The sequence below is a fragment of the Methylosinus sp. DMC45 genome, from assembly GCF_056313885.1.
On record NZ_JBQUZK010000056.1, the window covers coordinates 475,432 to 500,385 of the forward strand.

General features: G+C 65.6%; 25 protein-coding genes. 14 read left to right on the top strand and 11 right to left on the bottom strand.

Annotation, left to right across the window (positions count from 1 at the left end; all coding sequences use genetic code 11):
- Positions 1 to 33 precede the first annotated feature (33 nt).
- Both dapA and smpB read left to right on the top strand, forming a co-directional pair.
- The gene (dapA, locus tag ACT53T_RS21375; RefSeq protein WP_476162746.1) at positions 34 to 927 is read left to right on the top strand and encodes a 4-hydroxy-tetrahydrodipicolinate synthase; all 894 of its coding nucleotides are present in this window, start codon (positions 34 to 36) and stop codon (positions 925 to 927) included.
- A 25-nt stretch (positions 928 to 952) separates the two neighbouring features.
- Positions 953 to 1,429: an SsrA-binding protein SmpB gene (smpB, locus tag ACT53T_RS21380; RefSeq protein WP_018267084.1), complete on the top strand. Its 477-nt coding sequence runs from the start codon at positions 953 to 955 to the stop codon at positions 1,427 to 1,429.
- 15 nt (positions 1,430 to 1,444) lie between these two features.
- On the opposite strand, the gene ACT53T_RS21385 is transcribed toward smpB, so the two are convergent.
- Both ACT53T_RS21385 and ACT53T_RS21390 read right to left on the bottom strand, forming a co-directional pair.
- Positions 1,445 to 2,047: a uracil-DNA glycosylase gene (locus ACT53T_RS21385; protein WP_400770035.1), complete on the bottom strand. Its 603-nt coding sequence runs from the start codon at positions 2,045 to 2,047 to the stop codon at positions 1,445 to 1,447.
- 67 nt (positions 2,048 to 2,114) lie between these two features.
- Entirely contained in the window at positions 2,115 to 2,729 is a 615-nt protein-coding gene (locus tag ACT53T_RS21390; RefSeq protein ID WP_018267086.1) for a LabA-like NYN domain-containing protein, read from the bottom strand.
- A 396-nt stretch (positions 2,730 to 3,125) separates the two neighbouring features.
- On the opposite strand from ACT53T_RS21390, the gene rpoZ reads away from it, so the two are divergent.
- From rpoZ to era, 7 genes are all read left to right on the top strand, one after another.
- Positions 3,126 to 3,509, top strand: coding sequence for a DNA-directed RNA polymerase subunit omega (gene rpoZ / locus ACT53T_RS21395; RefSeq protein ID WP_018267087.1), 384 nt, complete (start codon positions 3,126 to 3,128; stop codon positions 3,507 to 3,509).
- Between the two features lie 197 nt (positions 3,510 to 3,706).
- Positions 3,707 to 5,917, top strand: coding sequence for a RelA/SpoT family protein (locus ACT53T_RS21400; protein WP_476162747.1), 2,211 nt, complete (start codon positions 3,707 to 3,709; stop codon positions 5,915 to 5,917).
- Between the two features lie 28 nt (positions 5,918 to 5,945).
- Entirely contained in the window at positions 5,946 to 6,698 is a 753-nt protein-coding gene (locus tag ACT53T_RS21405) for a pyridoxine 5'-phosphate synthase (protein ID WP_476162748.1), read from the top strand.
- Positions 6,695 to 7,090 carry a holo-ACP synthase gene (gene acpS / locus ACT53T_RS21410; protein ID WP_018267090.1) on the top strand — a complete coding sequence of 132 codons (396 nt, stop codon included), beginning with the start codon at positions 6,695 to 6,697 and terminating at the stop codon, positions 7,088 to 7,090. Before ACT53T_RS21405 ends, acpS begins: the two co-directional genes overlap by 4 nt.
- 128 nt (positions 7,091 to 7,218) lie before the next feature.
- Positions 7,219 to 8,010, top strand: a complete 792-nt coding sequence (gene lepB, locus ACT53T_RS21415; RefSeq protein WP_026191535.1) for a signal peptidase I — start codon at positions 7,219 to 7,221, stop codon at positions 8,008 to 8,010.
- Positions 8,011 to 8,036: 26 nt separating this feature from the next.
- Entirely contained in the window at positions 8,037 to 8,738 is a 702-nt protein-coding gene (gene rnc, locus ACT53T_RS21420; RefSeq protein WP_400770039.1) for a ribonuclease III, read from the top strand.
- A gap of 106 nt (positions 8,739 to 8,844) precedes the next feature.
- The gene (era, locus tag ACT53T_RS21425) at positions 8,845 to 9,744 is read left to right on the top strand and encodes a GTPase Era (RefSeq protein WP_476162749.1); all 900 of its coding nucleotides are present in this window, start codon (positions 8,845 to 8,847) and stop codon (positions 9,742 to 9,744) included.
- Between the two features lie 24 nt (positions 9,745 to 9,768).
- On the opposite strand, the gene ACT53T_RS21430 is transcribed toward era, so the two are convergent.
- The gene (locus ACT53T_RS21430; RefSeq protein ID WP_476162750.1) at positions 9,769 to 11,262 is read right to left on the bottom strand and encodes a glycine betaine ABC transporter substrate-binding protein; all 1,494 of its coding nucleotides are present in this window, start codon (positions 11,260 to 11,262) and stop codon (positions 9,769 to 9,771) included.
- On the bottom strand, positions 11,259 to 12,020 hold the full coding sequence (locus ACT53T_RS21435; protein WP_400770042.1) for an ATP-binding cassette domain-containing protein: 762 nt from the start codon (positions 12,018 to 12,020) through the stop codon (positions 11,259 to 11,261). Before ACT53T_RS21435 ends, ACT53T_RS21430 begins: the two co-directional genes overlap by 4 nt.
- A 170-nt stretch (positions 12,021 to 12,190) precedes the next feature.
- Here ACT53T_RS21435 and dinB point away from each other — a divergent pair, with 170 nt between their 5' ends.
- Positions 12,191 to 13,264: a DNA polymerase IV gene (gene dinB, locus ACT53T_RS21440; protein ID WP_476162751.1), complete on the top strand. Its 1,074-nt coding sequence runs from the start codon at positions 12,191 to 12,193 to the stop codon at positions 13,262 to 13,264.
- Positions 13,265 to 13,334: 70 nt separating this feature from the next.
- Here the strand turns inward: dinB and ACT53T_RS21445 are convergent, their stop codons facing one another.
- Positions 13,335 to 14,897, bottom strand: coding sequence for an OpgD/OpgG family glucan biosynthesis protein (locus ACT53T_RS21445; RefSeq protein ID WP_018267097.1), 1,563 nt, complete (start codon positions 14,895 to 14,897; stop codon positions 13,335 to 13,337).
- 784 nt (positions 14,898 to 15,681) lie between these two features.
- On the opposite strand from ACT53T_RS21445, the gene ACT53T_RS21450 reads away from it, so the two are divergent.
- On the top strand, positions 15,682 to 16,824 hold the full coding sequence (locus ACT53T_RS21450; RefSeq protein WP_476162752.1) for a type III PLP-dependent enzyme: 1,143 nt from the start codon (positions 15,682 to 15,684) through the stop codon (positions 16,822 to 16,824).
- Between the two features lie 119 nt (positions 16,825 to 16,943).
- Positions 16,944 to 17,585, top strand: a complete 642-nt coding sequence (locus tag ACT53T_RS21455) for a GNAT family N-acetyltransferase (protein WP_476162753.1) — start codon at positions 16,944 to 16,946, stop codon at positions 17,583 to 17,585.
- A gap of 175 nt (positions 17,586 to 17,760) precedes the next feature.
- Here the strand turns inward: ACT53T_RS21455 and ACT53T_RS21460 are convergent, their stop codons facing one another.
- The 5 genes from ACT53T_RS21460 to ACT53T_RS21480 all read right to left on the bottom strand — a co-directional run bounded on the left by ACT53T_RS21460 (position 17,761) and on the right by ACT53T_RS21480 (position 20,336).
- Positions 17,761 to 18,237 carry a F0F1 ATP synthase subunit B family protein gene (locus ACT53T_RS21460; RefSeq protein WP_400770046.1) on the bottom strand — a complete coding sequence of 159 codons (477 nt, stop codon included), beginning with the start codon at positions 18,235 to 18,237 and terminating at the stop codon, positions 17,761 to 17,763.
- Positions 18,238 to 18,248: 11 nt separating this feature from the next.
- A complete protein-coding gene (locus ACT53T_RS21465; RefSeq protein ID WP_476162754.1) occupies positions 18,249 to 18,833 on the bottom strand; it encodes a F0F1 ATP synthase subunit B family protein in 585 nt (194 codons plus the stop codon).
- A gap of 78 nt (positions 18,834 to 18,911) precedes the next feature.
- Complete coding sequence (locus tag ACT53T_RS21470; protein WP_018267102.1) at positions 18,912 to 19,142, bottom strand: F0F1 ATP synthase subunit C; 231 nt, start codon at positions 19,140 to 19,142, stop codon at positions 18,912 to 18,914.
- Positions 19,143 to 19,195: 53 nt separating this feature from the next.
- On the bottom strand, positions 19,196 to 19,936 hold the full coding sequence (locus tag ACT53T_RS21475) for a F0F1 ATP synthase subunit A (protein ID WP_018267103.1): 741 nt from the start codon (positions 19,934 to 19,936) through the stop codon (positions 19,196 to 19,198).
- 64 nt (positions 19,937 to 20,000) lie between these two features.
- Positions 20,001 to 20,336, bottom strand: coding sequence for an AtpZ/AtpI family protein (locus tag ACT53T_RS21480; RefSeq protein ID WP_018267104.1), 336 nt, complete (start codon positions 20,334 to 20,336; stop codon positions 20,001 to 20,003).
- A 534-nt stretch (positions 20,337 to 20,870) separates the two neighbouring features.
- Between ACT53T_RS21480 and ACT53T_RS21485 the strand changes: the two genes are divergently transcribed.
- On the top strand, positions 20,871 to 21,842 hold the full coding sequence (locus ACT53T_RS21485; RefSeq protein ID WP_476162755.1) for a LysR family transcriptional regulator: 972 nt from the start codon (positions 20,871 to 20,873) through the stop codon (positions 21,840 to 21,842).
- A gap of 245 nt (positions 21,843 to 22,087) precedes the next feature.
- Here ACT53T_RS21485 and ettA read toward each other — a convergent pair whose 3' ends face one another.
- Positions 22,088 to 23,740 carry an energy-dependent translational throttle protein EttA gene (ettA, locus tag ACT53T_RS21490; RefSeq protein WP_036293883.1) on the bottom strand — a complete coding sequence of 551 codons (1,653 nt, stop codon included), beginning with the start codon at positions 23,738 to 23,740 and terminating at the stop codon, positions 22,088 to 22,090.
- A gap of 180 nt (positions 23,741 to 23,920) precedes the next feature.
- Between ettA and ACT53T_RS21495 the strand changes: the two genes are divergently transcribed.
- Entirely contained in the window at positions 23,921 to 24,937 is a 1,017-nt protein-coding gene (locus ACT53T_RS21495; RefSeq protein ID WP_476162756.1) for an NAD-dependent epimerase/dehydratase family protein, read from the top strand.
- The last annotated feature ends 17 nt before the right edge of the window (positions 24,938 to 24,954 follow it).

The following is a 24,954-nucleotide window of genomic DNA, read 5'->3' on the forward strand; positions in this document are numbered from 1 at the left end:
GGCGCCCGCGTGGCGCAGCGAAAGCGACGGCAGATGAACGACAAGCCAGTGTTCCGAGGATCCTACACCGCTCTGGTCACGCCTTTCGCCGATGGCGAGGTCGATCACGCTGCTCTGCGCGCGCTCGTCGATTGGCAGATCGACAGCGGGACGCATGGCCTCGTTCCCGTGGGCACGACGGGCGAGAGCCCGACCTTGAGCCATGAGGAGCATCGCGCCGTCGTCGAGACCGTGATCCAGCAGGCGGCCGGCCGCGTTCCGGTGATCGCCGGCGCCGGCTCCAACAACACGCGCGAGGCGGTGGAGCTCGCGCTCCATGCCCAGCAGGCGGGGGCGGATGGCGTTCTCGTGGTCACGCCTTATTACAACAAGCCGAATCAGGAAGGGCTCTACCAGCATTTCGCCGCTGTGGCGGAGGCGGTCTCCATTCCGATCATCGTCTACAACATCCCGCCGCGCTCGGTCGTCGATTTGAGCGTCGCCACTCTGGCGCGCCTCGCGCAGCTCGAGTCCATCGCCGGCGTGAAGGACGCGACCGGCAATGTCGGCCGCATCCTTCAGCAGCGCGCCGCCTGCGGGCCGGACTTCGTGCAATTCTCCGGCGACGACATTCTGGCTCTGGCCAGCGTCGCCGTCGGCGCGATCGGCGTCATCTCGGTGGTCTCCAATGTCGCGCCGCGGCTCTGCGCCGATCTGCAGAACGCCGCTCTCGCGGGGGATTTCAAGACCGCTCTGGCGCTTCAGGACCGCTTGACCGCCCTGCAGCAGGCGATCTTCCTCGAGGCCGGCGTGACCGGGGCCAAATATGGCCTCTCTCTGCTCGGCCGCGTGCGCGAGGAGGTCCGGCTGCCGCTGGTCGCCTCCGCCGAGCCGACGAAAAAGGCCATTCGCGACGCGATGGTTCTCGCCGGCGCGCTGGACGCCTGAGCGGACAGCAGCAGGACGCGCGCCAGTGGCCGAGAAAGAAAAGCCCAATTTCAAGGTCGTCGCCGACAATCGGCGCGCGCGCTACGATTATGAGATCGGCGAGACCTTCGAGGCCGGCCTGTCGCTGACCGGCACGGAGGTGAAGTCGCTGCGCACCGGCAAGGCGACCATCGCCGAGAGCTACGCCCATGTCGACCGCAAGGGCGAGGCATGGCTCGTCAACGCCACCATTCCCGAATATCTCTCCGGCAATCGCTTCAATCACGAGCCCAAAAGGCTGCGCAAGCTGCTGCTGAAGCAGCGCGAGATCGCCAAGCTGGCGCAGGGCGTCGAGCGCGAGGGCATGACCATCGTGCCGATGAAGCTCTATTTCAACGAGCGCGGCCGCGCCAAGCTGCAGATCGCGCTGGGGCGCGGCAAGAAGCTGCACGATAAGCGCGAGGTCGAGAAGAAGCGCGACTGGGGCCGCGAGAAGAGCCGGCTGCTGCGCGACCGCGGCTGAGGGAAATATTCAGCGCTATTTTTCCAAAATTTCCCGAGCCCGAGCGAAGATCGCGCTGAACATCTGCGGCGTCAGCGCGCCCGTATTCGTGTTGAGACGCGAGCAATGATAGCTGTCGATAAGAATAATTCGCTTATTGCGAGTATTCGCGACGATCTCATGCTCGCGGCCATGGGCGAAGGGGAAGCCGCCGGGCTTCAGCGAGAAGGCGCGTAGCACGCCTTCATGGGCGATGCGGCCGAGCGCGACAATCAGCCTCACCCTCCGCAGGCGACGCAAGTCCGCCTCGAGAAAGGGGCGGCAGGCCGAAAGCTCGGCCGGCAGCGGCTTGTTGCCGGGCGGAACGCAGCGCAGGACATTGGTGATTCGGCAATCGACGAGCGCGACGCCATCATCGGCGCGGGCGTCATAGACGCCGCGGGAAAAGCCGGTTTCCGCGAGAGTGGCGTAGAGGAGACGTCCGGCGTCGTCGCCGGTGAAAGGGCGGCCGGTGCGATTGGCGCCCATGCGCCCCGGGGCGAGGCCGACGATCAGCAGGCGCGCGTTACGCGGGCCGAAATCGGCGACGGGCGCATTATGCCAGCCGGGTTGGCGCTCCCGAAGCTCGTGCCGGTACATGACCAAGCGCGGACAGAGCGGGCAATCATGGCCCGGCTCGTCCGCGCAGGATGCTGATTTCGAAGGATCAGGCCTCGTGATCGTCGTCGGCGGCGCCGCCCGGCGTCACCGGCTGCGGCCGGCGCTCCTGGAAGCGCTGCATGCGCTCGGCGCGCTCGCCCGGATCGCGGCCGATCTTGCCGACGAGATGGATGAGATCCACGAATTCGTCGGCCTGACGGCGAAGCTCGTCGGCGATCATCGGCGGCTGGGTGGTGATCGTCGAGATCACAGAGACGCGAACGCCCTTGCGCTGCACGGCCTCGACCAGCGAGCGGAAGTCGCCGTCGCCAGAGAACAGGACCATATGGTCGATGTGCTCGGCCATCTCCATGGCGTCGACGGCGAGCTCGATGTCCATATTGCCCTTGACCTTGCGGCGGCCGAGGGAGTCGACGAACTCCTTGGTCGGCTTGGTGACGACGGCGTAGCCGTTATAGTCGAGCCAATCGATCAGCGGACGAATGGACGAATATTCCTGATCCTCGATCAGCGCTGTGTAATAGAAAGCGCGGATGAGGCGGCCCTTGCCCTGGAACTCACGCAGCAGCCGCTTGTAATCGATATCGAATCCGAGCGATTTGGCCGTCGCGTAGAGGTTGGCGCCGTCAATGAATAAGGCAATTCGTTCCGGGTCTGCCATCTTTGTTGGTCTCGCTTGTCGGGTCCAGTATGGAGGGGCCGCCGCTCGCTTGCCGCACGCGCTGTCGACCCTACTGGCAGCACGCATCTTCTACCGTGACGCGAATCGACAGTGACGATAATCTCGGCTCTGTCGTCGCTGACAGGCGAGCCGTCTCCGAACAGCTCTACGTCACATTAAAGTCACGCCCTTCGTTAAATCCGTAAATCGACCATGTATCGGCGGTCGTCAAGGGGGTAGGCGAAAATTCTGTCCAGAAATACTACAGCAATAGATGGCTCGACAAGCGGCGCCATCGCTCCCTGCGGCCGTGGCCCGGCGCCGTCGCGCATTGCCAGCGGCGAAAAATTAGTGTAGCAGCCCGACCGATCGAACGCTAGAGGAGTCCGAGAAGTCATGGCGCGCGTCACCGTCGAAGACTGCATCGACAAAATCGAGAACCGCTTCGATCTGGTCCTGCTCGCGGCCCATCGCGCGCGGCTGATCTCCTCCGGCCAGTCCATTCTGGTCGAGCGCGACAAGGACAAGAATCCCGTCGTCGCGCTTCGCGAGATCGCCGAGACCGCGCTTTCGCCGGACGATCTGAAGGAAGACTTCATCCATTCGCTGCAGCGCCATGTCGAGGTCGACGAGCCGGAGACCGAGACCGTGCCGTCGCTGGCCGCCTCGCCCGATTCCGACGGCGGCGACGCGCAATTCGACCGCATGACGGAGGAGGATCTTCTCCGCGGCCTCGAGGGTCTGGTGCCTCCGGCCGAGGTCGAGGACGAAGGCGAGTAATCGCACGTCTCCAAAGGGAAGAGGCCGCCTCCTCGCGCGCTGAAAACGCTAGGGGCTGGCGGCGAGCTGTTCTACAATCACGCCCGAATGCGGCCGTCGGCCGGCTTCGGGCGCTCGCGCCGCCTTCCGTCCGATCTTCCCCGTGAGCTCCGCGACGCCCCCGACGGTCCGCGCAACCAGATCGCCGGTCGACGCCTATGATGCGCCAATACGAGCTCGTCGAGCGAGTTCGAAAATATAATCCGCAGGTCGACGAGGACCTGCTCAATCGCGCCTATGTCTACGCCATGAAGGCGCATGGCCAGCAGACGCGCGCCTCCGGTGACCCTTATTTCTCGCATCCGCTCGAAGTGGCGGCGATCCTCACCGACCTCAAGCTCGACGACGCCACCATCGTCGCCGCCGTGCTGCACGACACGGTGGAGGACACGAGCTCGACGCTCGACGAGATCAACCGTCTGTTCGGCCCGCAGATCGGCAAGCTGGTCGATGGGCTGACCAAGATCGAGAAGCTCGACCTCGTCTCCAAAAAAGCCGCGCAAGGCGAGAATTTCCGCAAGCTCCTGCTCGCGGTCGCCGAGGATGTGCGCGTGCTGCTGGTGAAGCTCGCGGACCGGCTGCACAATATGCGCACGCTGCATTTCGTGCCCCCGGAAAAGCGCGCCCGCATCGCGCAGGAGACGCTGGACATTTACGCCCCGCTCGCCGGCCGCATGGGCATGCAGCGGCTGCGCGAGGAGCTGGAGGGGCTCGCCTTCCGCCATCTGACGCCGGAGGCCTATCAGGCGATCGAATCCCGCCTGCACGATCTGCGCGCGAAAAATGGCCGCATCATCAAGAAGATCGAGAAAGAGCTGACGCAGGAGTTCGCGACGCGCGGCATTCACGCCGCCGTCACCGGGCGGCAGAAGACGCCCTATTCCGTCTGGCGCAAGATGGAGCGCAAGTCGATCGCCTTCGAGCAGCTCTCCGATATTTTCGGCTTTCGCATCATCGTCGACGATGTGGAGGATTGCTATCGCGCGCTCGGCATCGTGCACACCAAATGGCCGAGCGTGCCGGGGCGATTCAAGGATTATATCTCGACGCCCAAGCAGAATGATTATCGCTCCATTCACACCACTGTGATCGGCCCCGGCCATCAGCGCGTCGAGCTGCAGATCCGCACCGCGGCCATGCATGAGATCGCGCGTTTCGGCATTGCCGCTCATGCGCTCTACAAGGATTCCTCCAGCGACGAGGGCAAAGAGGAGCTGGCCAAGGAGAGCCGCGCCTTCAAATGGCTGCAGGACACGCTGGAGCTGCTCGCCCATGGCGACAGCCCGGAAGAATTCCTCGAGCATACGCGGCTCGAATTGTTCCAGGACCAGGTGTTCTGCTTCACGCCCAAGGGCGGGCTGATCGCGCTGCCGCGCGGCGCGACGCCGATCGACTTCGCCTATGCGGTGCATACGCGCGTCGGCGATTCGGCGGTCGGCGCCAAGATCAACGGACGCATCGCGCCGGTTCTGTCGCAATTGCAGAATGGCGACGAGGTGGAGATCGTCCGCGCGGAAAGTCATGTGCCGCCGGCGGCGTGGGAGTCGCTCGTCGTCACCGGCAAGGCGCGTTCCGCCATTCGCCGCGCGACGCGCGAGGCGGTGCGGATGCAATATGCCGGGCTCGGCCGGCAGATCGTCACCCGCGCTTTCGAGCGGGCCGGGCGTCCGGTCTCGGACGAGAAGCTGAAGGCCGCGCTGCCGCGCCTCGCCCGCGCCTCGCTCGAGGACGCATTCGCCGCCGTCGGCCGCGGCGAGATCTATTCCGGCGATGTGGTGAAAGCGGTCTATCCCGATTTCAGCGAGGAGCGTAAGCCCGCCCCGCAGATGCGGCTCGAGCCGGGCGAGCCCGGCTGGTTCGGCATGAAGTCCAACGCCAATGTCGTGTTCAAGGCCCCCGGCTCGCCCGATCAGGCCAGCGCCATTCCGATCCGCGGCCTGCGCGGCGATGTGCCGGTGCGCTTCGCGCCGGAGGGCGGCGCCGTGCCGGGCGACCGCATCGTCGGCATACTGACGCCGGGCGAAGGCATCACCATATATCCGATCCAATCGCCGGCGCTGACCGCCTTCGACGATCAGCCCGACCGCTGGCTGGACGTGCGCTGGGACATAGACCCGGAGAGCCGCGAACTCTTCCCGGCCCGCCTCGTGGTGACGGCCATCAACGAGCCGGGAACGCTGGGCGGGCTGGCGACGCTGATCGGCGAGACGGGGGCCAATATCGACAATGTCGCCTTCGCCATCCATTCTCCCGACTTTCGTGAGATGCGATTCGATCTCGAGGTCGCCGATCTGAAGCATTTGAACGACATCATCGCCCGGCTGCGGGCGAGCGCTCTGGTCAGCAAGGTCGAGCGCGTCATCGGGTGAGCAAGATAAAAGCTCGGGGTGAGGAAACATGGCTGCTCGCCGCATACGCCTCGGCGTGAATGTCGATCACGTCGCCACAATTCGCAACGCCCGCGGCGGCCTCTCGCCGGACCCGGTGCGCGCCGCTCTGCTGGCGATAGAGGCCGGCGCGGACGGCATCACCGCGCATTTGCGCGAGGATCGTCGCCATATTCGCGACGCCGACATGGCGCGGCTGAAGGCGGAAATATCCAAGCCGCTCAATTTCGAAATGGCCGCGACCGAGCAGATGCTCGACATTGCGCTCACGACCAAGCCTCACGCCGTCTGCCTGGTGCCGGAACGCCGCACCGAACGCACCACGGAGGGTGGGCTGGACGTCATCGGCGGGCATGATCACCTCGTCCCCTTCGTCGACGAGCTGAGCCGCGCTGGCATTCGCGTCTCCCTATTCATCGAGCCGAGCGCGGAGGCGATCGACGCCGCGGCTTCGATCAAGGCGCCGGTCGTCGAGCTGCACACCGGCGCCTGGTGCCACGCCGTCGAGGTGGGAGATCATGAGGCCGCCGAGCGCGAGTTCGCCCGCATCGTCGCGGCCGCGGCCCATACGGCGGAGCGCAGGCTCGAGTGCCACGCCGGCCATGGGCTGGACTATGCGACGGCGCGGCGCATTGCGGCGCTGCCGCAGATCGTCGAGCTGAACATCGGGCATTTCCTCATCGGCGAAGCGGTCTTCGTCGGCCTCGCCGAATCGATCCGCGCCATGCGCCGGGCGATCGACGAAGGCGCAGGCGCCGCATGATCATCGGCTTCGGCAGCGATCTCTGCGACATTCGCCGCATAGAGCAGGCGCTCGAGCGCTATGGCGAGCGTTTCATCCGCCGCTGCTTCACCGATATCGAACGCGAGAAATCGGAAGGACGCGCCGCCCGCGCGGCCTCCTACGCCAAGCGCTTCGCCGCCAAGGAGGCCTGCGCCAAGGCGCTCGGCACCGGCATAAGCGACGGAATCACCTGGAAAACCATGGGGGTGGTCAATCTGCCCTCCGGCAAGCCGACGGTCGAGCTGACCGGCGGCGCCGCCGAGCGTCTGGCCGAGATCGCGCCGCAGGGCGCGCGGATCGTCATTCACCTCACGTTGACCGACGAATATCCGCTCGCGCAGGCCCAGGTTCTCATAGAGGCGCTGACGTGATAGACGAGCGAGGCGAGCGAGCCTGAAGGCTCGCGGTCCGAGAGCCCATGGACCGCGAGCCTTCAGGCTCGCTCGCGCATCGAAATGGGCGACCAAGAGCGGCTTCGGCCAAAAGGGAGTGACGTGGTTTGAGCAGGAACGTCTCGGTCGCCGAACGGCGCGACGAAGGTGGTTTGCTCGAGACGATCAAGGTGATCGTCCAGGCGCTGGTCATCGCGCTCGTCATTCGCACGCTGCTGTTTCAGCCTTTCAACATTCCCTCGGGCTCGATGATCCCGACGCTGCTGATCGGCGATTATGTCTTCGTCTCGAAATACGCCTATGGCTATTCGAACTACTCGCTGCCCTCCGTGCCTTATCTCGACTGGCGGCTCGATCTCTTCTCCGGCCGCGTGCTCGGCTCGCAGCCCAAGCGCGGCGATGTGGTGGTGTTCAAGCTGCCGCGCGACAATGAGACCGATTACATCAAGCGCGTGATCGGCCTGCCGGGCGACCGCATTCAGATGATCGAGGGCCGCCTCTACATCAATGGCGAGATCGTGCCGCGCGAGCCCAAGCCCAAGGAAAAGCACGAGGGCCGCGACGGCCGAGAGGTCGAGGTGCCGACCTACACCGAGACGCTGCCCGGCGGCGTCGCCCATACGATCATCGAGATCGAGGGCGACCACGGCTATAAGGACAACACAGAGCTCTTCGTGGTGCCGCCGAACAATTATTTTATGATGGGCGACAATCGCGACAATTCCACCGATTCGCGCTTCGCGCCGGAAGAAGGCGGCGTCGGCTATGTGCCCTTCGAAAATCTCGTGGGCCGCGCCGAAATCATCTTCTTCTCGGTGCAAAAGGACGAATATGCTCTGGCCTTCTGGCGCTGGCCCTGGACGGTCAGATGGGATCGGCTGTTCAAGCCGGCGCATTGACGCGGCTCGACGCAAAGCAGACGGAAATGGGAGCTCTCGGTCGGGAGGACCTCGCCACGCTCGAGGCGAGCGTCGGTCATGGCTTCGCCAATCGCGGCTTGCTGGAGCACGCGCTGACCCATGTCAGCGCCTCGGCGGCGCGGCCGGAGTCCTATGAGCGGCTGGAGTTTCTCGGCGACCGCGTGCTCGGCGTCGTCGTCGCACATATGCTCTATGAGAACTTCCCGCAGGAGAGCGAGGGCGAATTGTCGCGACGGCTCGCCGATCTCGTGCGCAAGGAATCCTGCGCCGAGGTCTCCGAGCGCTGGGGCGTCGGCCCCTTCATGCGGCTCGGCGACGGCGAGGCGCAGACGGGCGGACGGAAAAAGCGCGCCATATTGGGCGATATGTGCGAGGCGATCATCGGCGCGGTCTATCTGGACGGCGGCCCGCAGGCGGCCGAGGCCGTGGTGCGCGCCGCCTTCGCCGAGCGCATGCGCGCGCCGGGACGCCGCCTGCGCGACGCCAAGACCGCGCTGCAGGAATGGGCGCAGGCCCGCCGCCTCGCCACGCCGCGCTACCGCCTCGCCGCGCGCAGCGGGCCGGACCACGCGCCCTTCTTCGAGGTGGCGGTGGAGGTGGAAGGTTTCGAGGCCGCGCGCGGCGCCGGCGCCTCCAAGCGCGCCGCCGAGCAATCCGCCGCGCAGGCCTTTCTCGACCGCGAGGGGATAGAGAGGGAGGACGTGTGACCCACTTGCGCCTCCAGTTCGCTCGCTCTTCGCCGCTTTGCCTCTCCCCGTGAACGGGGAGAGGGAGATATTCCGAAAATCCGATGACATCGAAAGGCGCATTCTCGTGACCGAAACAAGCTGTGGCTTCGTCGCCTTGGTCGGCGCGCCCAACGCCGGCAAATCGACGCTGCTCAATCAGCTCGTCGGCGCGAAAGTGTCGATCGTCTCGCGCAAGGCGCAGACGACGCGCGCCCTCGTGCGCGGCATAGCGCTGGAGGGCGAGGCGCAGATCATCCTCGTCGACACGCCCGGCATTTTCGCGCCCAAGCGTCGGCTGGACCGCGCCATGGTGGCGAGCGCCATCTCCGGCGCCGGCGACGCCGACGCCATTGTGCTGCTGGTCGACGCGCGCCGCGGCCTCGTCGCGGAGGTGGAGGAGATCGTCGCCAAGCTCGCCACGCTCTCCGCGCCGAAAATTCTGGCGCTCAACAAGATCGATCTGGTGCCGCGAGACTCGCTGCTGGCGCTCACGGCGGCGCTGACGGAGAAGGCGAATTTCATCGAGACCTATATGATCTCGGCGCTGAACGGCGACGGCGTCGCCGATCTCAAGGCCAAGCTCGCCGCGCTGATGAAGCCCTCGCCCTGGCTCTATCCCGAAGACCAGCTCTCCGACGCGCCGCTGCGGCTGCTCGCCGCCGAGATCACGCGCGAGAAGATCTTCGAGCGTCTGCACGACGAATTGCCCTATCAATCGACGGTCGAGACCGATTCCTGGCAAAATCAGAAGGACGGCTCGGCGCGCATAGAGCAGACGATCTATGTCACGCGCGACGGACAGAAGAAGATCGTCATCGGCGAAGGCGGCCGCACCATAAAGGCGATCGGCCAGGCCGCGCGCCGCGAGATCGCGGAAGCGTCCGAGCAGAAGGTGCATCTCTTTCTGTTCGTCAAGGTGCGCGAGAACTGGGCCGACGACCCCGAGCGCTATCGCGAGATGCGGCTCGACTTCCCGAAGGAATGACGCGGCCGGCGTTGCGCGACGAGATCATCCGCTCGCCTTCAGCCGCAAGCCTCGCGGCACGATCCGCGACTCCGCGAGATCGAACAGCCCTTGCGCGGCGAGCGCCATCAGCGCGGCCGGAATCGCGCCTTCGAGGATCAGCGCGAAATTATCCAGCCGCACGCCGGTGAAGATCGGCTGGCCATAGCCGCCGGCGCCGATCAGCGCGCCGAGCGTCGCCGTGCCGACATTGATGACCGCCGCCGTCTTCAGCCCCGCGAGCATCGCCGGCGACGCCATCGGCAATTCGACGAGAAGCAGGCGCCGCCAGGGCGTGAGGCCGATGGCGATGGCCGAATTTTCGATCGCGCGCGGAATGGTCGCAAGGCCGGTCGCGACATTCCGCACGATCGGCAAAAGGCTGTAGAGGAACAGCGCGGCGATGGCCGGCGACGCGCCTATGCCGAGCAGCGGAATCATGAAGACGAGCAGAGCGAGCGAAGGAATCGTCTGCAGCACGCTGACGAGGCCGAGGATCGCATGGCCGAGACGCGGACGCTTCGCCGCCGCGACGCCGAGCGGCAGAGCGACGAGGATCGCCGCCGCGAGCGAGACGCCGACGAGAAAGAGATGCTCGCGCGTGCGTCGCCGCAGCCGCTCGGCGAGGCTCTGCGAAGGCGCGGGCGCCTCGACGCCGAATTGCGCGGCGACGAAATTCGCCGCCGCCTCGCGCTCTGTGCGAAGGCCCGCCCGCACCGCGACATTCATCGCGATCATCGCCGGCGCGTCTATGCGGCCCTCGAGCCGCAGCATGGACATGACCGCCTGTGGCGCGCGCCGCTCGAGATCGGCGCGATAGAGCAGGACGGCGCGATTCTCGGCAAACAGCTTGCGGTCGTCGACGAGCGCGAGAATGCGCCGGTCGGCGAGCTGCGGATCGGTGGCGTAGAGATCGACGACGTCGATCGCGCCCTCGATGAGGCCCTTATAGGCGATGTCGTGATCGAGCCCGCGCACATCCTCCGTCGCGAATCCATAGGCCGCGCGCAGCGCCGGCCAGCCATCGGCGCGCGCGAGCAATTCCTCGCTCAAGCCGAAGACGAGCGAGGGATGCCGCGCGAGATCGGAGATAGTCTCGACGCCCAGCGCCTCCGCTCTGTCGCGCCGCATGCCGAGCGCATAGCCATTGCCGAAGCCGAGCGGCAGGCTCATGCGCAGCCCCAGCTCGCCGAGGGCGTCGGCGAGCTGGCGATCATTGGCGAGCCGCAGCTCGGCCAGAATCTCCTGCCGCAGCGTCCCCGTATATTCGGGATAGGCGTCGATCTCGCCGGAGAGCAGCGCGTCCCACACGAGGCGCGTGCCGCCGAGCGCCGGACGGCGAATGACGCGCGCGCCCGAAGCCGCGGCGAGATCGGCGACGATGTCCGAGAGAATGACGGATTCGGTGAAGCTCTTGGAGCCGATGCGCACGGCGTCTCCCTCGCGCGCGCAGGCGCCGAGCAGAAGGAGCGCGAGCAGCATTGCGAGAGCGCGCCTCATCGCGCGCGCTCCGGCGGAAGCGGCAGATCGGAAAGCCGCCGCGCGCTGGCGCGCACGAAGCGCGTGACGAACTCCTCCGCCGGCCGCTCGACGAAATCGGCGAAACGTCCTTGCTGGACGATGCGGCCGTGATTCATCAGCACGATTCTCTCGGCGAAAAATCCGGCCTCGGCGAGGTCATGCGTGACGATGACGACCGTCTTGCGCAGCCGCGCGAATATGGCGGCGAGATCGTCCTGCAGATCGGCGCGGATCAGTGGATCGAGCGCGCCCAGAGGCTCGTCCATCAGCAAGATTTCTGGATCGAGCATCAGCGCGCGCATCAGCGCCACGCGCTGCCGCTGGCCGCCGGAAAGCTCGGCCGGAAAACGCTCCAGCGCCTCGGCCGGAAAGCGCGTGAGCTGCAGCAGCTCCTCGAGCCGCGCCGCGCGGCGCTCGGCCGGCCAGCCCATCTCGCGCGCCATCAGCTCTATGTTGCCGCGCGCGGTGAGATGCGGGAAGAGGCCGCCCTCCTGAATCACATAGCCCATGACGCGCCGGAGCTTCTCCGCCGAGCGCGGCGTCAGCAGATGGCGCGCCACCTCTATCTCGCCGTCGTCCGGCGTCACGAGCCCGACGATCATCGAGAGAAGCGTGGATTTGCCGGAGCCGGAGGGGCCGATCAGCGCCGTCGTGCGCGCGGGCTCTATCGTCAGCGTGACGTCGTCGACGACGCGCGCGCCGCCGAAACATTTACGGACATGCTCCAGTCGGATCATGACTGCGCCGCGGCGTCGAGGCTCACTCAACTGGCGCGCGCGGCCATGGTTCCAAGGGGCCGGCCGCCGCGAAGATGCGGGACGTCACGCGCGGCCTCGGCTTGAATCCGACGGAGCGACGTGAGAGCTTCGCGCTTCCGCGGCGTCGCCGCTCGGCGTTTCCTCACCCGATGGCGTCGCAACGCAAGATCATCCATATCGACATGGACGCTTTCTATGCGTCGGTCGAGCAGCGCGACGATCCGCGATTGCGCGGACGCCCCGTCGCCGTCGGCTCGCCGCGCGAGCGCGGCGTCGTGGCGGCGGCGAGCTATGAGGCGCGCGCTTTCGGCGTGCGCTCGGCCATGCCTTCCGTCACCGCGATCAGGCGATGTCCCGATCTTCTCTTCGTTCCGCCGCGCTTCGACGTCTATCGCGATGTGTCGCGGCGCATTCGCGCGATCTTCCTCGATTACACGCCGCTGGTCGAGCCGCTCTCGCTCGACGAGGCCTATCTCGACGTCACCGAAAATCGCAAGAAGATCGCCTCCGCCACCCATATCGCCGAGGAGATAAGAGCGCGCATTCGCGAGAAGACGCGGCTGACCGCCTCGGCGGGCGTCTCCTACAATAAATTTCTGGCCAAGCTCGCCTCTGATCAGAACAAGCCGGACGGCCTCTTCGTCATCACGCCGGACAGAGGCGCGGAATTCGTCGCCGCCCTGCCGATCGGCAAGTTTCACGGAGTGGGGCCGGCGACGGCGAAGAAGATGAATGCGCTCGGCATAGAGACGGGGCTCGATCTGCGCAGCAAGCCGCTGCCCTTTCTGCAGCGGCATTTCGGCAAATCGGGCGGCTATTTCTACGGCATCGCGCGCGGCGTCGACGAGCGTCCGGTGCGGCCGGACCGCATTCGCAAATCGATCGGCGCGGAAGTGACCTTCGCGCATGATCTCTTCGCGCTCGAGGAGGCGATCGCCGCTCTCGCGCCCATCGTCGCGCGCGTCGCCGCCCATTGCGAAGGCGCGCGCATCGAAGGGCGCACGGTGACGCTCAAAGTCAAATATGCGGATTTTCAGCAGATCACGCGGCGCAGCACCGGCGCCGCGCCGATCGCCTCCCGCGCCGCGCTGGAGGCCTGCGCGCTGGCGCTGCTGCGCCCGCTGTTTCCGTCGGAGAAAGGCGTGCGCCTGCTCGGCGTCACGCTCTCCTCGCTCGCGCCCGCGGGCGGAAGCGACGATCCGCAGATGAGCTTGGGAGTGTGAAGTCGCCAGCGAATAGCGAGTAGCAGGCGGCGAGCTGTCTATTCGCTACTCGCCAACCTCTATTCGCCCCTCACGGCGCCGTCCACGGATAGGTCCATGTTTCCGTCAGCGTCAGCGGGCCGGCCTTGAGGAAGGCGCGAATATCCGCCGTCTGGCCGGATTTCACCGCTATGTCGAACATCACGCGCATGCCGTCAATGTGCGGATTGGCGGCGACGCTCGAGCGGATGACCGTGCCATTCGTCGCCGAGGCGACGACTTCCACCTGCCCAGGATCATTGACGTAATAAGCGAGATCGCCGCCGGCGAAATCGACGATGAAGCGATGCGCGCCCAAGGTCGTCGCCTCGCTCGAGCCGAGCGCCCGCGCCGGCGCCTCGAATGTGTTCACCGCGCGGCCATTGGGCGAGAGCCGCGGCAGATCGAGCAGCGAGGTGATGCGATAGGCGTAGGAGAAGGGCTTGCCGATCTCCAGCGGCTGCGCGCCGACAAAGGCCGCGACGATATTGTCATTGGTCTCGTCGAGCGTCGGCAGCTCCAGCAGCTCGACGGCGCCCTCGCCCCATGAGCCTTGCGGCTCGATGAAATAGCTCGGCCGCCGCTCATAGGCGAGATCGATGTCCTGATAGGTCTCGAAATTGCGGTCGCGCTGCATCAGCCCGAAGCCGCGAATATTCGGGTCCGAGAAAGTGGTGAGCCGCGCGATGGGCGCATTGGCGAGCGGGCGCCAGAGCCATTCCTTCGACTCGCCATGGACGAGCAGCCCGTCCGAATCATGCAGCTCTGTGCGGAAGCCGTCGCGCATGCGGCGGTCGTTCTCGCCGGTGAGATACATGGAGGTGAGCGGCGCGAGGCCGAATTTCGCCTTGCGGCGCGGAAAGATGGTCGCCTGCACGTCGATCGTGCTGTCCTGGCCCGTCGTCAGATCGAAGCGATAGGCGCCGGTCGCCGCCTCGCCGTCGAGCAGCGCATAGAAGGTGATGCGATTGCCGCCCGGCTGCGGCGTCTCGATCCAGAACTCGCGGAAGAAGGGGAAGACTTCCGTATTGTCGCCGCAGTCGACGCAGAGCGCGCGCGCCGAGAGGCCATAGCGCTGGCCGCGGCCGAGAAAGCGGAAATAGCTGGCGCCGAGGAAGGAGATCACCTCGTCGTGCACATGCGGATCATTGAGCGGGAAATGCAGGCGGAAGCCGGCGAAGCCTATGTTGATCGGCAGCGTCCGCTCGAATTTGTTGCGGCCATAGTCGAACAGCGCCGCCGAATAGGGAATGGGCGTCGGTATGCCGTCCCTTATCGTGTTCACCGTCACCGGGCGCTTGTAGAGAAAGCCCAGATGGAAGGTGTGCAGACGGAAAGAGCCCGGAATATTCGAGAACAGCGCCTTTTCCGGCCGGAAGCGCAGATCGCGGAAAGAATCGAAGTCGAGCTTCGCCAATTCGTCCGGCAGCTGCGGCGGCGCCGCCTCGAAAGGCGCGCCGGCGAGGTCGCGAGCGCGGCGCGCCACATCCTCGAGGCCGAAGCGCGGCTGCGTTCCGTTCTGCACGGATTGCGCCACGGCGCGCCCGAGCGGCGCGGCCTGAGCGCCCGCCGCGACCATCGCGCCCAGAAGCCGGCGGCGTGTGATGTCGATCATTTCAGTCGGTTTCCGAGAAAATTGAGCGACGGGCGGAAGCCCGTCTTCTGGTCGCAGACGAATCGGGGTCGCAGACGAATCGGGCGTTCTTGGGGACGCCGCCTCGTCTGCGAGCGCGGCGCGCGTCGCCCGGCCCCGTCCGAGCTTCTGCCTATCCGGCTTTGCGCCGTCCCGCAAGACGGTGGAGCTATCACCCCGGGCGGGGCGCAAAATGGGCGAAAGGGCGACAAATTTCGCCGGGGCGCGAAAAAGCCCTTGCAGAGCGGGCGAAAGCGCGTATTTACGTTCTCGCCCACTTTCGCACGTGCCTGTGGTCGTGTGTCGGTCGATGGGGATCCGGACAAGAGGCCGGTCAACCATCGGAATAAAACCGGCAGCCGGAGGCGAAACCGGCGAACCTCGCCTGAGCGAGGGATCGCGACTTAAAGCAACGACGGACCGGGCTTTTTCGTCTCTGTCGACCCTCCAAAGGTCGGCGTACCGAAGAGGCTTGTCTTTCTTGCCGGGCGTGCGGAAAGGGAAAAATCCCCTTCCAAGCGATGGCTATTCGAATCGGATTCGATGTCCGTCTGGACATTCGCGTCCGTGTTTCGTCTAGCCGACGGCGCATCACCCGACCGTCCTGCGCTTCGCCGCGAGCGAGGCCGTGACGGTCATGGAACGCAGTCGTCTCGATGTTCAGCGCGCCTCCACAGCGTGCTGCGCAAACGACGTCGTGCATCCGATCGAAGCCCTTGGCCACTCCGCGGCTCTTCATGCCGCGACTTCGTTGGGGATGCCGCAAATGACGGATCGTATTCGCGAATTTTTGGAGGCCCGTCGTCGCGCCGGACGCGATGTCGGCCCCTGCCTCGTCGTCGACCTCGAGGTCGTGCGCGACAATTACACGAGCTTCGCCAAGGCGCTGCCGGACACGCGCGTGTTCTATGCGGTGAAGGCCAATCCGGCGCCGGAAGTGCTCTCGCTGCTCGCCTCGCTCGGCTCCTGCTTCGACACGGCCTCCGTTGTCGAGATCGAGCAGGCCATGGCCGCCGGCGCGACGCCGGAGCGCATCAGCTTCGGCAACACGATCAAAAAGGAGCGCGACATCGCCCGCGCCTATGCGCTGGGCGTGCGCCTCTTCGCGGTGGATTGCGAGGCGGAGGTCGAGAAGATCGCCCGCGCCGCCCCCGGCTCCAAGGTTTTCTGCCGCATTCTCTGCGACGGAACCGGCGCCGAATGGCCGCTGTCGCGCAAGTTCGGCTGCGCGCCGGATATGGCGCCGCGCGTCCTCGAGCACGCGCATCGCCTCGGTCTCTCGGCCTATGGCGTCTCCTTCCATGTCGGCTCTCAGCAGGGCAATCCGAACATGTGGGACGGCGCGCTGAAGTCGGCCTCGTCGATCTTCCGCGATCTGGCCGAGCGCGGCATTCAGCTGCAGATGGTCAATCTCGGCGGCGGATTTCCGACCCGCTATCTCAAGAATGTGCCGGCCGTTAAGGCCTATGGGCAGGCGATCTTCCGGGCGTTGTCGAAGCATTTCGGCAATCGCATTCCCGAGACGATCATCGAGCCGGGCCGCGGCATGGTCGGCAACGCCGGCGTGATCGAGGCCGAGGTCGTGCTGGTGTCGAAGAAGTCGCGTGAGGACGAGGTCCGCTGGGTCTATCTCGACATCGGCAAGTTCAACGGACTCGCCGAGACGACCGACGAGATGATCCGCTATCCGATCCGCACCGAGGCGGACGGCTCCGCGACCGCGCCTTGCGTCATCGCCGGGCCGAGCTGCGATTCGGTGGACGTGCTGTATGAGAAGGAGCCTTATCTCCTGCCCATCAGCCTGGAGATCGGCTCGAAAGTGCTGATCGAGGGAACCGGGGCCTATACGACGACCTATTCGTCGGTCGGCTTCAACGGCTTCCCGCCGCTCGAATCCTTCGTCATCTGACGCCTCTCGACCGCGAGCCTCTCGGCTCGCGGCCTCCGCCCAAATCTCTGTCCCGTTCGGCGGGCGCGCGGCTTTGCGCGCCAGGCGCGAGGGTCGTCCGTCCTCGAAGGGAGGAACCGATGGCCTTTGAACTCTCTCGGCACGAGACCGGATCGCTCGACTTTCCGGGCGTCGGCATGGCCGCGGCAGCGAGCCGCTCGGCTCGCCGCCCCGTTTGCGTGATCTCAGAGGAAGCCTCGGAAGACATTGCCGCGCGCGAGGCGCTGCTCGACGCGGCCTTCGGCCCGGCGCGCTTTCTGAAGACTTGCGAGCGGCTGCGCGAAGGCCGCAAGCCGGCGCGCGGTCTCGCGCTGGTCTGCAAGGATGAGGATCGCCTCGTCGCCACAATGCGCATGTGGGCGATCTTCGCCGGTCCGGGACGTCCGGCTCTGCTGCTCGGCCCGCTCGCGGTGGCGCGCGACTATCGCTCTCTCGGCCTCGGCGCCGCCATGATCGAGGCGGGCCTGTCGCGCGCGGCGGTCCGCAATCATCGCGCCGTTCTGCTCGTCGGCGACGCGCCCTATTATGCGCGCTTCGGTTTCGAGACCCGCTTCACCGACGGGCTCACAATGCCAGGTCCAGTCGAGCGCGAGCGCTTTCTCGGCCTCGAGCTGACGAAAGGCGCTCTGACGGGGGCGTCGGGCCGTGTTTCCGCCGCCGGCCTGACCGTCCGGGCGGCCGCCCCGGCCATGACGATCGGCGAGCTGGCGCGCGCAGCGTGACGTCGGGGACCGCGAGTCGGAAGGGGAAGCCCTTTCGGGCCGCCAGCCTCTGAGCCGACCGTCGCCCGCCCATTCGCGAAAAGCAAAACGCCCGAAGTCTCGCGACTTCGGGCGTGTTTTGCTTTGGTCTCTCTGAGGAAGCGGCGCGCGGCCGCCTCCCGGAAGAGCGCGGCGATCAGTGCGCCAGCGACTTCACATCCGCAATGCCGGCGGAGACGAAATCGGTTCCGGCCACGCCCTTGCGCAGCACGGCCTCGGCGACCTTCACCGCGGCGTCGGCGGCGCTGGCGCGCACCTCGGCGGCGGCCTGAGCCTCGGCCTGAGCGATCTTGTCCTCCACCTGCTTGGTGCGGCGGGTGATGTAGTCCTCGAGGCGCTGGCGCGCTTCGGTCGCCAGCAGCTCGGCCTCGCTCTTGGCCTGAGCGACGATCGCCTTGGCCTCTTCCTCGGCCTCCTCGCGCTTCTTCTCGAAGGAGGCGAACAGGCTCTCGGCCTCGCTACGCAGGCGCTCGGCCTCGGCGAGCTCGCTCTTGATTCGGATCACGCGCGCGTCGAGCGCGGCCGCGAGCTTCTTATGCGCGCCCACATAGAGCAGCACGCAGACGAAAATGCCGAAGCCGATGGCGACGAAAACTTCCGCGTCGAAATGCATGGCTCGACCTCTCAGCTCGCCTTGATGTTACGATATTCGCCCTGCAGCGTCTCGGCGGCGAAACGGGCGCCCGTCAGCTTCTCGAGGATCGCTCCGGCGGCGTCGGTGGCGATCGCCTCGACATTGGCCAGCGCCTCGGTTTTGGCGGCGAGAATCTGCGCTTCGGCGGCGGCGACCTTCTCGGCGAAGGCGGCTTCCTCGCTCGCGCGGCGCGTGGCGGTGTCGGCGGCCGCCTGCTGCTGGGCGGCGCGGCCGATGTCCTGCGCCTGCGCCTTGGTGACGCGCAATTTCTCGTCATGCGCGGCGGCGGCTTCCTGCGCCTTCGCCTGAAGCTCGCGCGAGGCGAAGAGATCGCTCTCGATGCGGCTCTCGCGGTCGTGCAGGATGGAGCCGATGCGCGGCAATGCGATGCGCGACATGAGAAGATAGAGAAGCCCGAAGGTCAGCGCCAGCCAGACGAGCTGCGGAACGAAATTCTCCGTCTGGAACGGCGGAAACTCGCCTCCGCCGTGATGCTCGACGCTCGTTTGCGTCGCGCTCGGCTCATGGGCTCCATGCGGCGCCGCCTCTTCGGCGGCGAGAACGATATTCGCCATGACGGCTTCCAGCCTCTTGTCTGCGTGGGAGACGACAAAGGCTCGGGACGCGTCCCGAGCCTTCGTTCATTAAGGCCTTTAGGCCTTGAGATAGAGCAGGATCGCGATCAGGAACGCGAAGATGCCGAGACCTTCGGCCAGCGCCGCGCCGATGATGGCGTTGGTGAACTGGGCGGCCGCAGCCGACGGATTGCGCAGAGCGCCGTTGAGATAGTTGCCGAAGATGATCGCGACGCCGATAGCGGCGGCGCCCGTTCCGATGGCGGCGAGACCAGCGCCGATCGGACCGTAGACGGAAACATCAGCCATTGTTAGCTCCTGCTCTTTTTTAGACGGGCGACCATTTATTGTTCGAATATTTATCAGTGGCCCGGGTGGATCGCGTCATTGAGATAGACGCAGGTGAGGACGGTGAAGACGAAAGCCTGGAGGCAGTTGACCAGCAGCTCCAGAGCGTAGAGCACGACGACGCCGAGGACCGGGACCGGCGCGAGCGCCGCCCAGGAGCCGGCGCCCAGCAGCATCACCGCGAGACCGCCGAACACTGCGAGCGTGATATGGCCCGCGAGAATGTTGGCGAAGAGACGAACGGAGAGCGACACGGGCCGCGACAGGAAGGAGATGATCTCGATCGGGATCAGAATGACCAGCACCGGCGCGGGAACGCCATGCGGCACGAACAGCCGCAGAAAGCCGAAGCCGTGGCGATAGAGCCCGTAGAGGATCACCAGAAGGAGAACGAAAGCCGCGAAGGCGAAGGTGAGGACGATCTGGCTCGACAGCGAATAGGTGTAGGGGACGAGGCCGATCAGATTCGACATCAGGATGAAGGTGAACAGCGTGAAGACGAAGGGGAAGAAGCGCATCCCTTCCTTGCCCGCCGTGGAGCGCACCGTATTGGCGACGAATTCGTAGAGAACCTCGGCGAGCGCCTGTCCGCGGCCCGGCACCAGCGCGCGCTTGGACGTCGCGAATATGGTGAGGATGATGGCCGCCGAGGCGGCGAGCAGCATATAGAGCGAGGCGTTGGTGAAGGAGACGTCGACGCCATTGATGAAGTAAGGCGCAATACGCTGGAGCTCGAACTGCTCGGTAGGATTCATCGCTCGATCCGGACGGCGCCCGGCCCTTCATCTCCGCGGCGCCGAGGGAGTCGGGCCGCCTGTTTCATCCGCCGCCTCGCGCGTCTTTCGGCGCGACGAAGCGAAACACATTGTAGAAGCCCGCAGCGACGCCGAGCCCCAGAAACAGGATCAGCAGCCACGGCCCGGTGCCGAACCAGCGATCCGCCTGCCATCCGATCAGCGTAGCGACGAGAATCGCCGCGACGAATTCGGACAGCACGGTGAAACCCGCGCTCAGCGCCTTTCCGAACGACCCGCCGACCGGCAATCCGCCGCCAGTCTCGGCGCGTCGCTCCTCCTCCTTGCTGCCGAGCTCGGCCTGGAGCCTCTCCAGTCTCGCGCGCAGCTCGCGGTCGCTCACATTCTTGTCCGTCGTCATCGGCTCTCCTCCTCGCGCAAAAGCTTCAGAGCACGCGCGAGCAGCATAGATGATCGCCGAAGAAACGCCCGGACAGGGGCGACGGAAGGGATTTCGACGCGACGCGAAATCGGCCGGGCGGCCAAGTCGTTCGAGCCGCGCGCAACATATGGGCAGCGCCATTTCGTGTCAAGCCGCAGCCGCCGCCGCGAATCGCCCGGAAAACCAGGGTTTTTCCGCGATTGTCCATTTCTTGCGCAGACTCCTTTTCGCGGTTGCGAGATGGTTCGCGGCCGCAATGTGACGCCGCATCCCCTCGCCTCGCCCTTCCGCCCCTCGGAGGAGCGCGCGGGAAGCCATCGGGGACGATCATGAGGGGGCGAGGCCGCCTGCGCTCTTTCGCGGCGGGGCGAGGAATGGCATGGTCCGTCCCGAGCGCGCGCAAATGCATCGATTTCATCGCGCGATCGAAAATTTTCAGTGGCGTCGAAGGCGCCGTTCTGGCGTCATCTTCCGAACGATCCTCGCGCGCGCGACGATGCGGATGGCGGACAAATGACCGAGCTGCGGAACTTCGATCTCAATCTTCTCGTCGCCTTCAATTTTTTGATGGAGGAGCGCAATGTGTCGCGCGCGGCGCAGAAGATGTTCATCACCCAATCGGCGATGAGCCATGTGCTGCAGCGCTTGCGGCAGCAGCTCGACGATCCGGTGCTGGTGAAGACGCCGCAGGGCATGAGGCCGACGCAGCGCGCGCTCGCCCTGGTCGAGCCCGTCGCCTCCATATTGAACGAGGTCGAGCTGGTGATCCGCGGCTCGAAGGAATTCTCGCCGGCGACGACGCAGCGGCGCTTCACGATCGCGACGAATGATTATGTCGAATTCTGCCTGCTGCCGCCGCTGATGCGGTCGGTGAGCCGGCAGGCGCCCAATGTGGAGATCCATCTGGTGCAGACCTCCGGCTCGCTGCGCGAGGCGGCGGACGCCGGCGACGTCGATCTCGTCATCGGCTTCGACGTTATCTTGGATTCGACGCCCTATGTGCGGCGCGAGCGGCTCTACACGGATCGCATCGTCGCGCTGGTGCGGCGCGACCACCCGGATTTTCCGACCGATGAGCCGACGCTCGAGCAATTCGTCGCGGCGCGGCATATGCTGATGTCGCGCCGCGAGGCGGGCACCGGAATCATCGACGATTGGCTGGAGCGCCGCGGCCTCGCGCGCAAGGTGTCGCTCGTCGTGCCGAATTTTCTGTCGGCGCCTTGGATCGTGGCGAGCAGCGATCTCGTCTTCTCCTTGCCGCTGCGCATCGCCGAGCATTTCGTGCGTCTCGCGCCGCTGCGAATATTGGAGATACCGATCGAGTTCCCGACCTATGATCTCTTGATGGTCTGGCACTCGCTGCAAGACCGCGAGCCGGCGCACGCCTGGCTGCGGCGCGAGATCGTGGAGATTTGCCGCGGCGTCGCGGAGGAGCCGGGAGAGGAGGCGCCGCGGGCGCGCGCGAAAGGGCGGGAGGCTGTGTGAAGAATGCGCTAGCCGCTCATCATCGGGTTTCCATCTGATTCTTCGCTCGAAAAAGCGACGACCGCACGGCCGTCATTGCGAGCGAAGCGAAGCAATCCAGAGCCGTGGGGCGGTTCTGGATTGCTTCGTCGCTCCGCTCCTCGCAATGACGACCATGCGGAATGCGTGGCATTCACGCGGAAACCGTAGCACGCCTTCGCAAAAGCCCTCTCCCGCGATAGCGGGGGAGGGTGCGGGAGGGGGCCTCAGCGCGAGAATTTCTTATATTTCAGCCGATGCGGAATCACGCTGTCGATGCCGAGACGACGCTTCTTGTCCTCTTCGTAATCGGCGAAATTGCCTTCGAACCATTCCACATGCGAATCGCCCTCGAAGGCGAGCATATGGGTGGCGATGCGGTCGAGGAAGAAGCGGTCATGCGAGATGATGACCGCGCAGCCGGCGTAATCCACCAGCGCTTCCTCCAGCGCGCGCAGCGTGTCGACGTCGAGATCATTGGTCGGCTCGTCGAGCAGCAGAACATTGGCGCCCTGCTTCAAAATCTTGGCGAGATGCACGCGATTGCGCTCGCCGCCGGAGAGCATGCCGACCTTCTTCTGCTGGTCGCTGCCCTTGAAGTTGAAGGCGCCGCAATAGGCGCGCGAATTGATCTCGCGCTTGCCGAGATAGATGATGTCATTGCCGCCGGAAATCTCTTCCCACACGGTCTTCTTGTCGTCGAGCGCGTCGCGTGACTGGTCGACATAGCCGAGCTGCACGCTCTCGCCGACAGTGACGGCGCCATTGTCGGGCTTTTCCTGACCGGTGATCATGCGGAACAGCGTCGTCTTGCCAGCGCCGTTGGGGCCGATCACGCCGACAATGCCGCCGGGCGGCAGCTTGAAGGTCAGATCGTCGATCAAGAGGCGATCGCCGAAGGCCTTCGACACATGCTCGACATCGATGACATTGGCGCCGAGACGCTCGGCCACCGGAATGACGATCTGCGCCGTGGTCGGCGCCTTCTCGTTCTGCTTGGCGACCAATTCCTCATAGCGCTGGATACGCGCCTTGGATTTGGCCTGCCGCGCCTTGGGCGAGGCGGCGATCCACTCGCTCTCCGCCTCGAGGGCGCGCTGGCGAGCCTTGTCCTCGCTGCTCTCCTGGGCGAGGCGCTTCTGCTTCTGCTTCAGCCAGCTGGTGTAATTGCCCTCGTAGGGAATGCCGCGGCCGCGATCGAGCTCGAGAATCCACCCCGTCACATTGTCGAGGAAGTAGCGGTCATGGGTGACGATGAGGATCGCGCCCGGATAATTGCGCAAATGGCCCTCGAGCCAATTCACCGTCTCGGCGTCGAGATGGTTCGTCGGCTCGTCGAGCAGCAGCATTTCCGGCTGCTCGAGCAGCAGGCGGCACAGCGCCACGCGGCGGCGCTCGCCGCCGGAGAGCTTGGTGACGTCGGCGTCGTCGGAGGGGCAGCCGAGCGCCTCCATCGCCTGATCCACTTGGCTGTCGAGATCCCACAGGCCCTTGGCCTCGATCTCGTCCTGCAGGCGGGTCATCTCATCGGCGGTCTCGTCCGAGTAATTCACGGCGAGATCATTGTAGCGGTCGAGAATCGCCTTCTTGTCGGCGACGCCGAGCATGATATTGCCGCGCACGTCGAGCTCTGGATCGAGCTGCGGCTCCTGCGGCAGATAGCCGACGCGCGCGCCCTCGGCGACGAAGCCCTCGCCCGTATATTCCTTGTCCATGCCGCCCATGATGCGCAGCAGGGTCGATTTGCCGGCGCCATTGACGCCGAGCACGCCGATCTTCGCGTCCGGGTAGAAGGACAGATGGACATTGTCGAGGACCTTCTTGCCGCCCGGATAGGTCTTGGTGAGACCTTGCATGTGATAGATGAATTGCCGCGCCATGGGTGATCGGTCCCGCTAGAGAAAGAAACTCGGCGCGATGTTTAGCGCCTTTTGGGCGGAAGTGAAAACCGGCTTTTTGCGTCGGCGCCGGCGCGGTCGCGCAAGGCCCGTGCGGCGCCGGAAGTTGACAGCGGCCGGGCTTTTCCGCAGAGATCGCCGGTCTCCAACGAGAGCGGGCTCATGCGCGTCTTCGTGACCGGCACGGCCGGATTCATCGGCTTCCATCTCGCACAGCGCCTGCTCGAGCTCGGCCACAGGGTCGACGGCTTCGACGGGCTGACGCCTTATTACGATGTGACGCTGAAAGAGGCGCGCCACGCCCGGCTCGCGAGCTTCGAAGGCTTTCGCCCCCATATCGCCATGCTCGAGGATATGGAGGCGCTGACCCGCGCCGTCACCGCGGCGGAGCCGGAGGTCATCGTCCATCTCGCGGCGCAGGCGGGCGTTCGCTACAGCCTCGAAAATCCGCGCGCCTATGTGGACGCCAATCTCGTCGGCGGCTTCAATATTCTCGAGCTGGCGCGGACGCAGGGCGTTCGCCATCTGCTGATGGCCTCCACCAGCTCCGTCTATGGCGGCAATCAGGACGTGCCTTTTTTGGAGAGCGAGCGCGCCGATTTTCCGCTCACCCTCTACGCCGCCACGAAAAAGGCCAATGAGGCCATGGCGCATTCCTATGCGCATCTGTGGGCCATTCCGACGACCATGTTCCGCTTCTTCACCGTCTACGGCCCCTGGGGCCGGCCGGATATGGCGTTGTTCAAATTCGTCGACGCCATAGAGAGGGACCGGCCGATCGACATCTACAATCACGGCGAGATGCAGCGCGACTTCACCTATGTCGGCGATCTCGTCGAGGCGATCACGCGGCTCGTCGACCGCGCGCCGCAGATCGGCGCGGACGCCTCGGTCTCGCCGGTCGCCCCGTTCCGCATCGTCAATATCGGGCGCGGCGAGCCTGTGGGCCTGCTCGATTTCATCGAGGCGATCGAGCGAAAATTGGGCAAGACGGCGATCCGCAACTATCTCGAGATGCAGAAGGGCGACGCCCCCCGCACCTTCGCCGATTGCTCGCTGCTCGAGCGGCTGACCGGCTATCGCCCGCAGACCTCGGTGGAGGAAGGCGTCTCGGCCTTCGTCGACTGGTATCGCGCCTATTATGACGGCCGCCGAGGCCCGGCCGTGAGCAATCCTTAACCATCTGTCTGAGACAA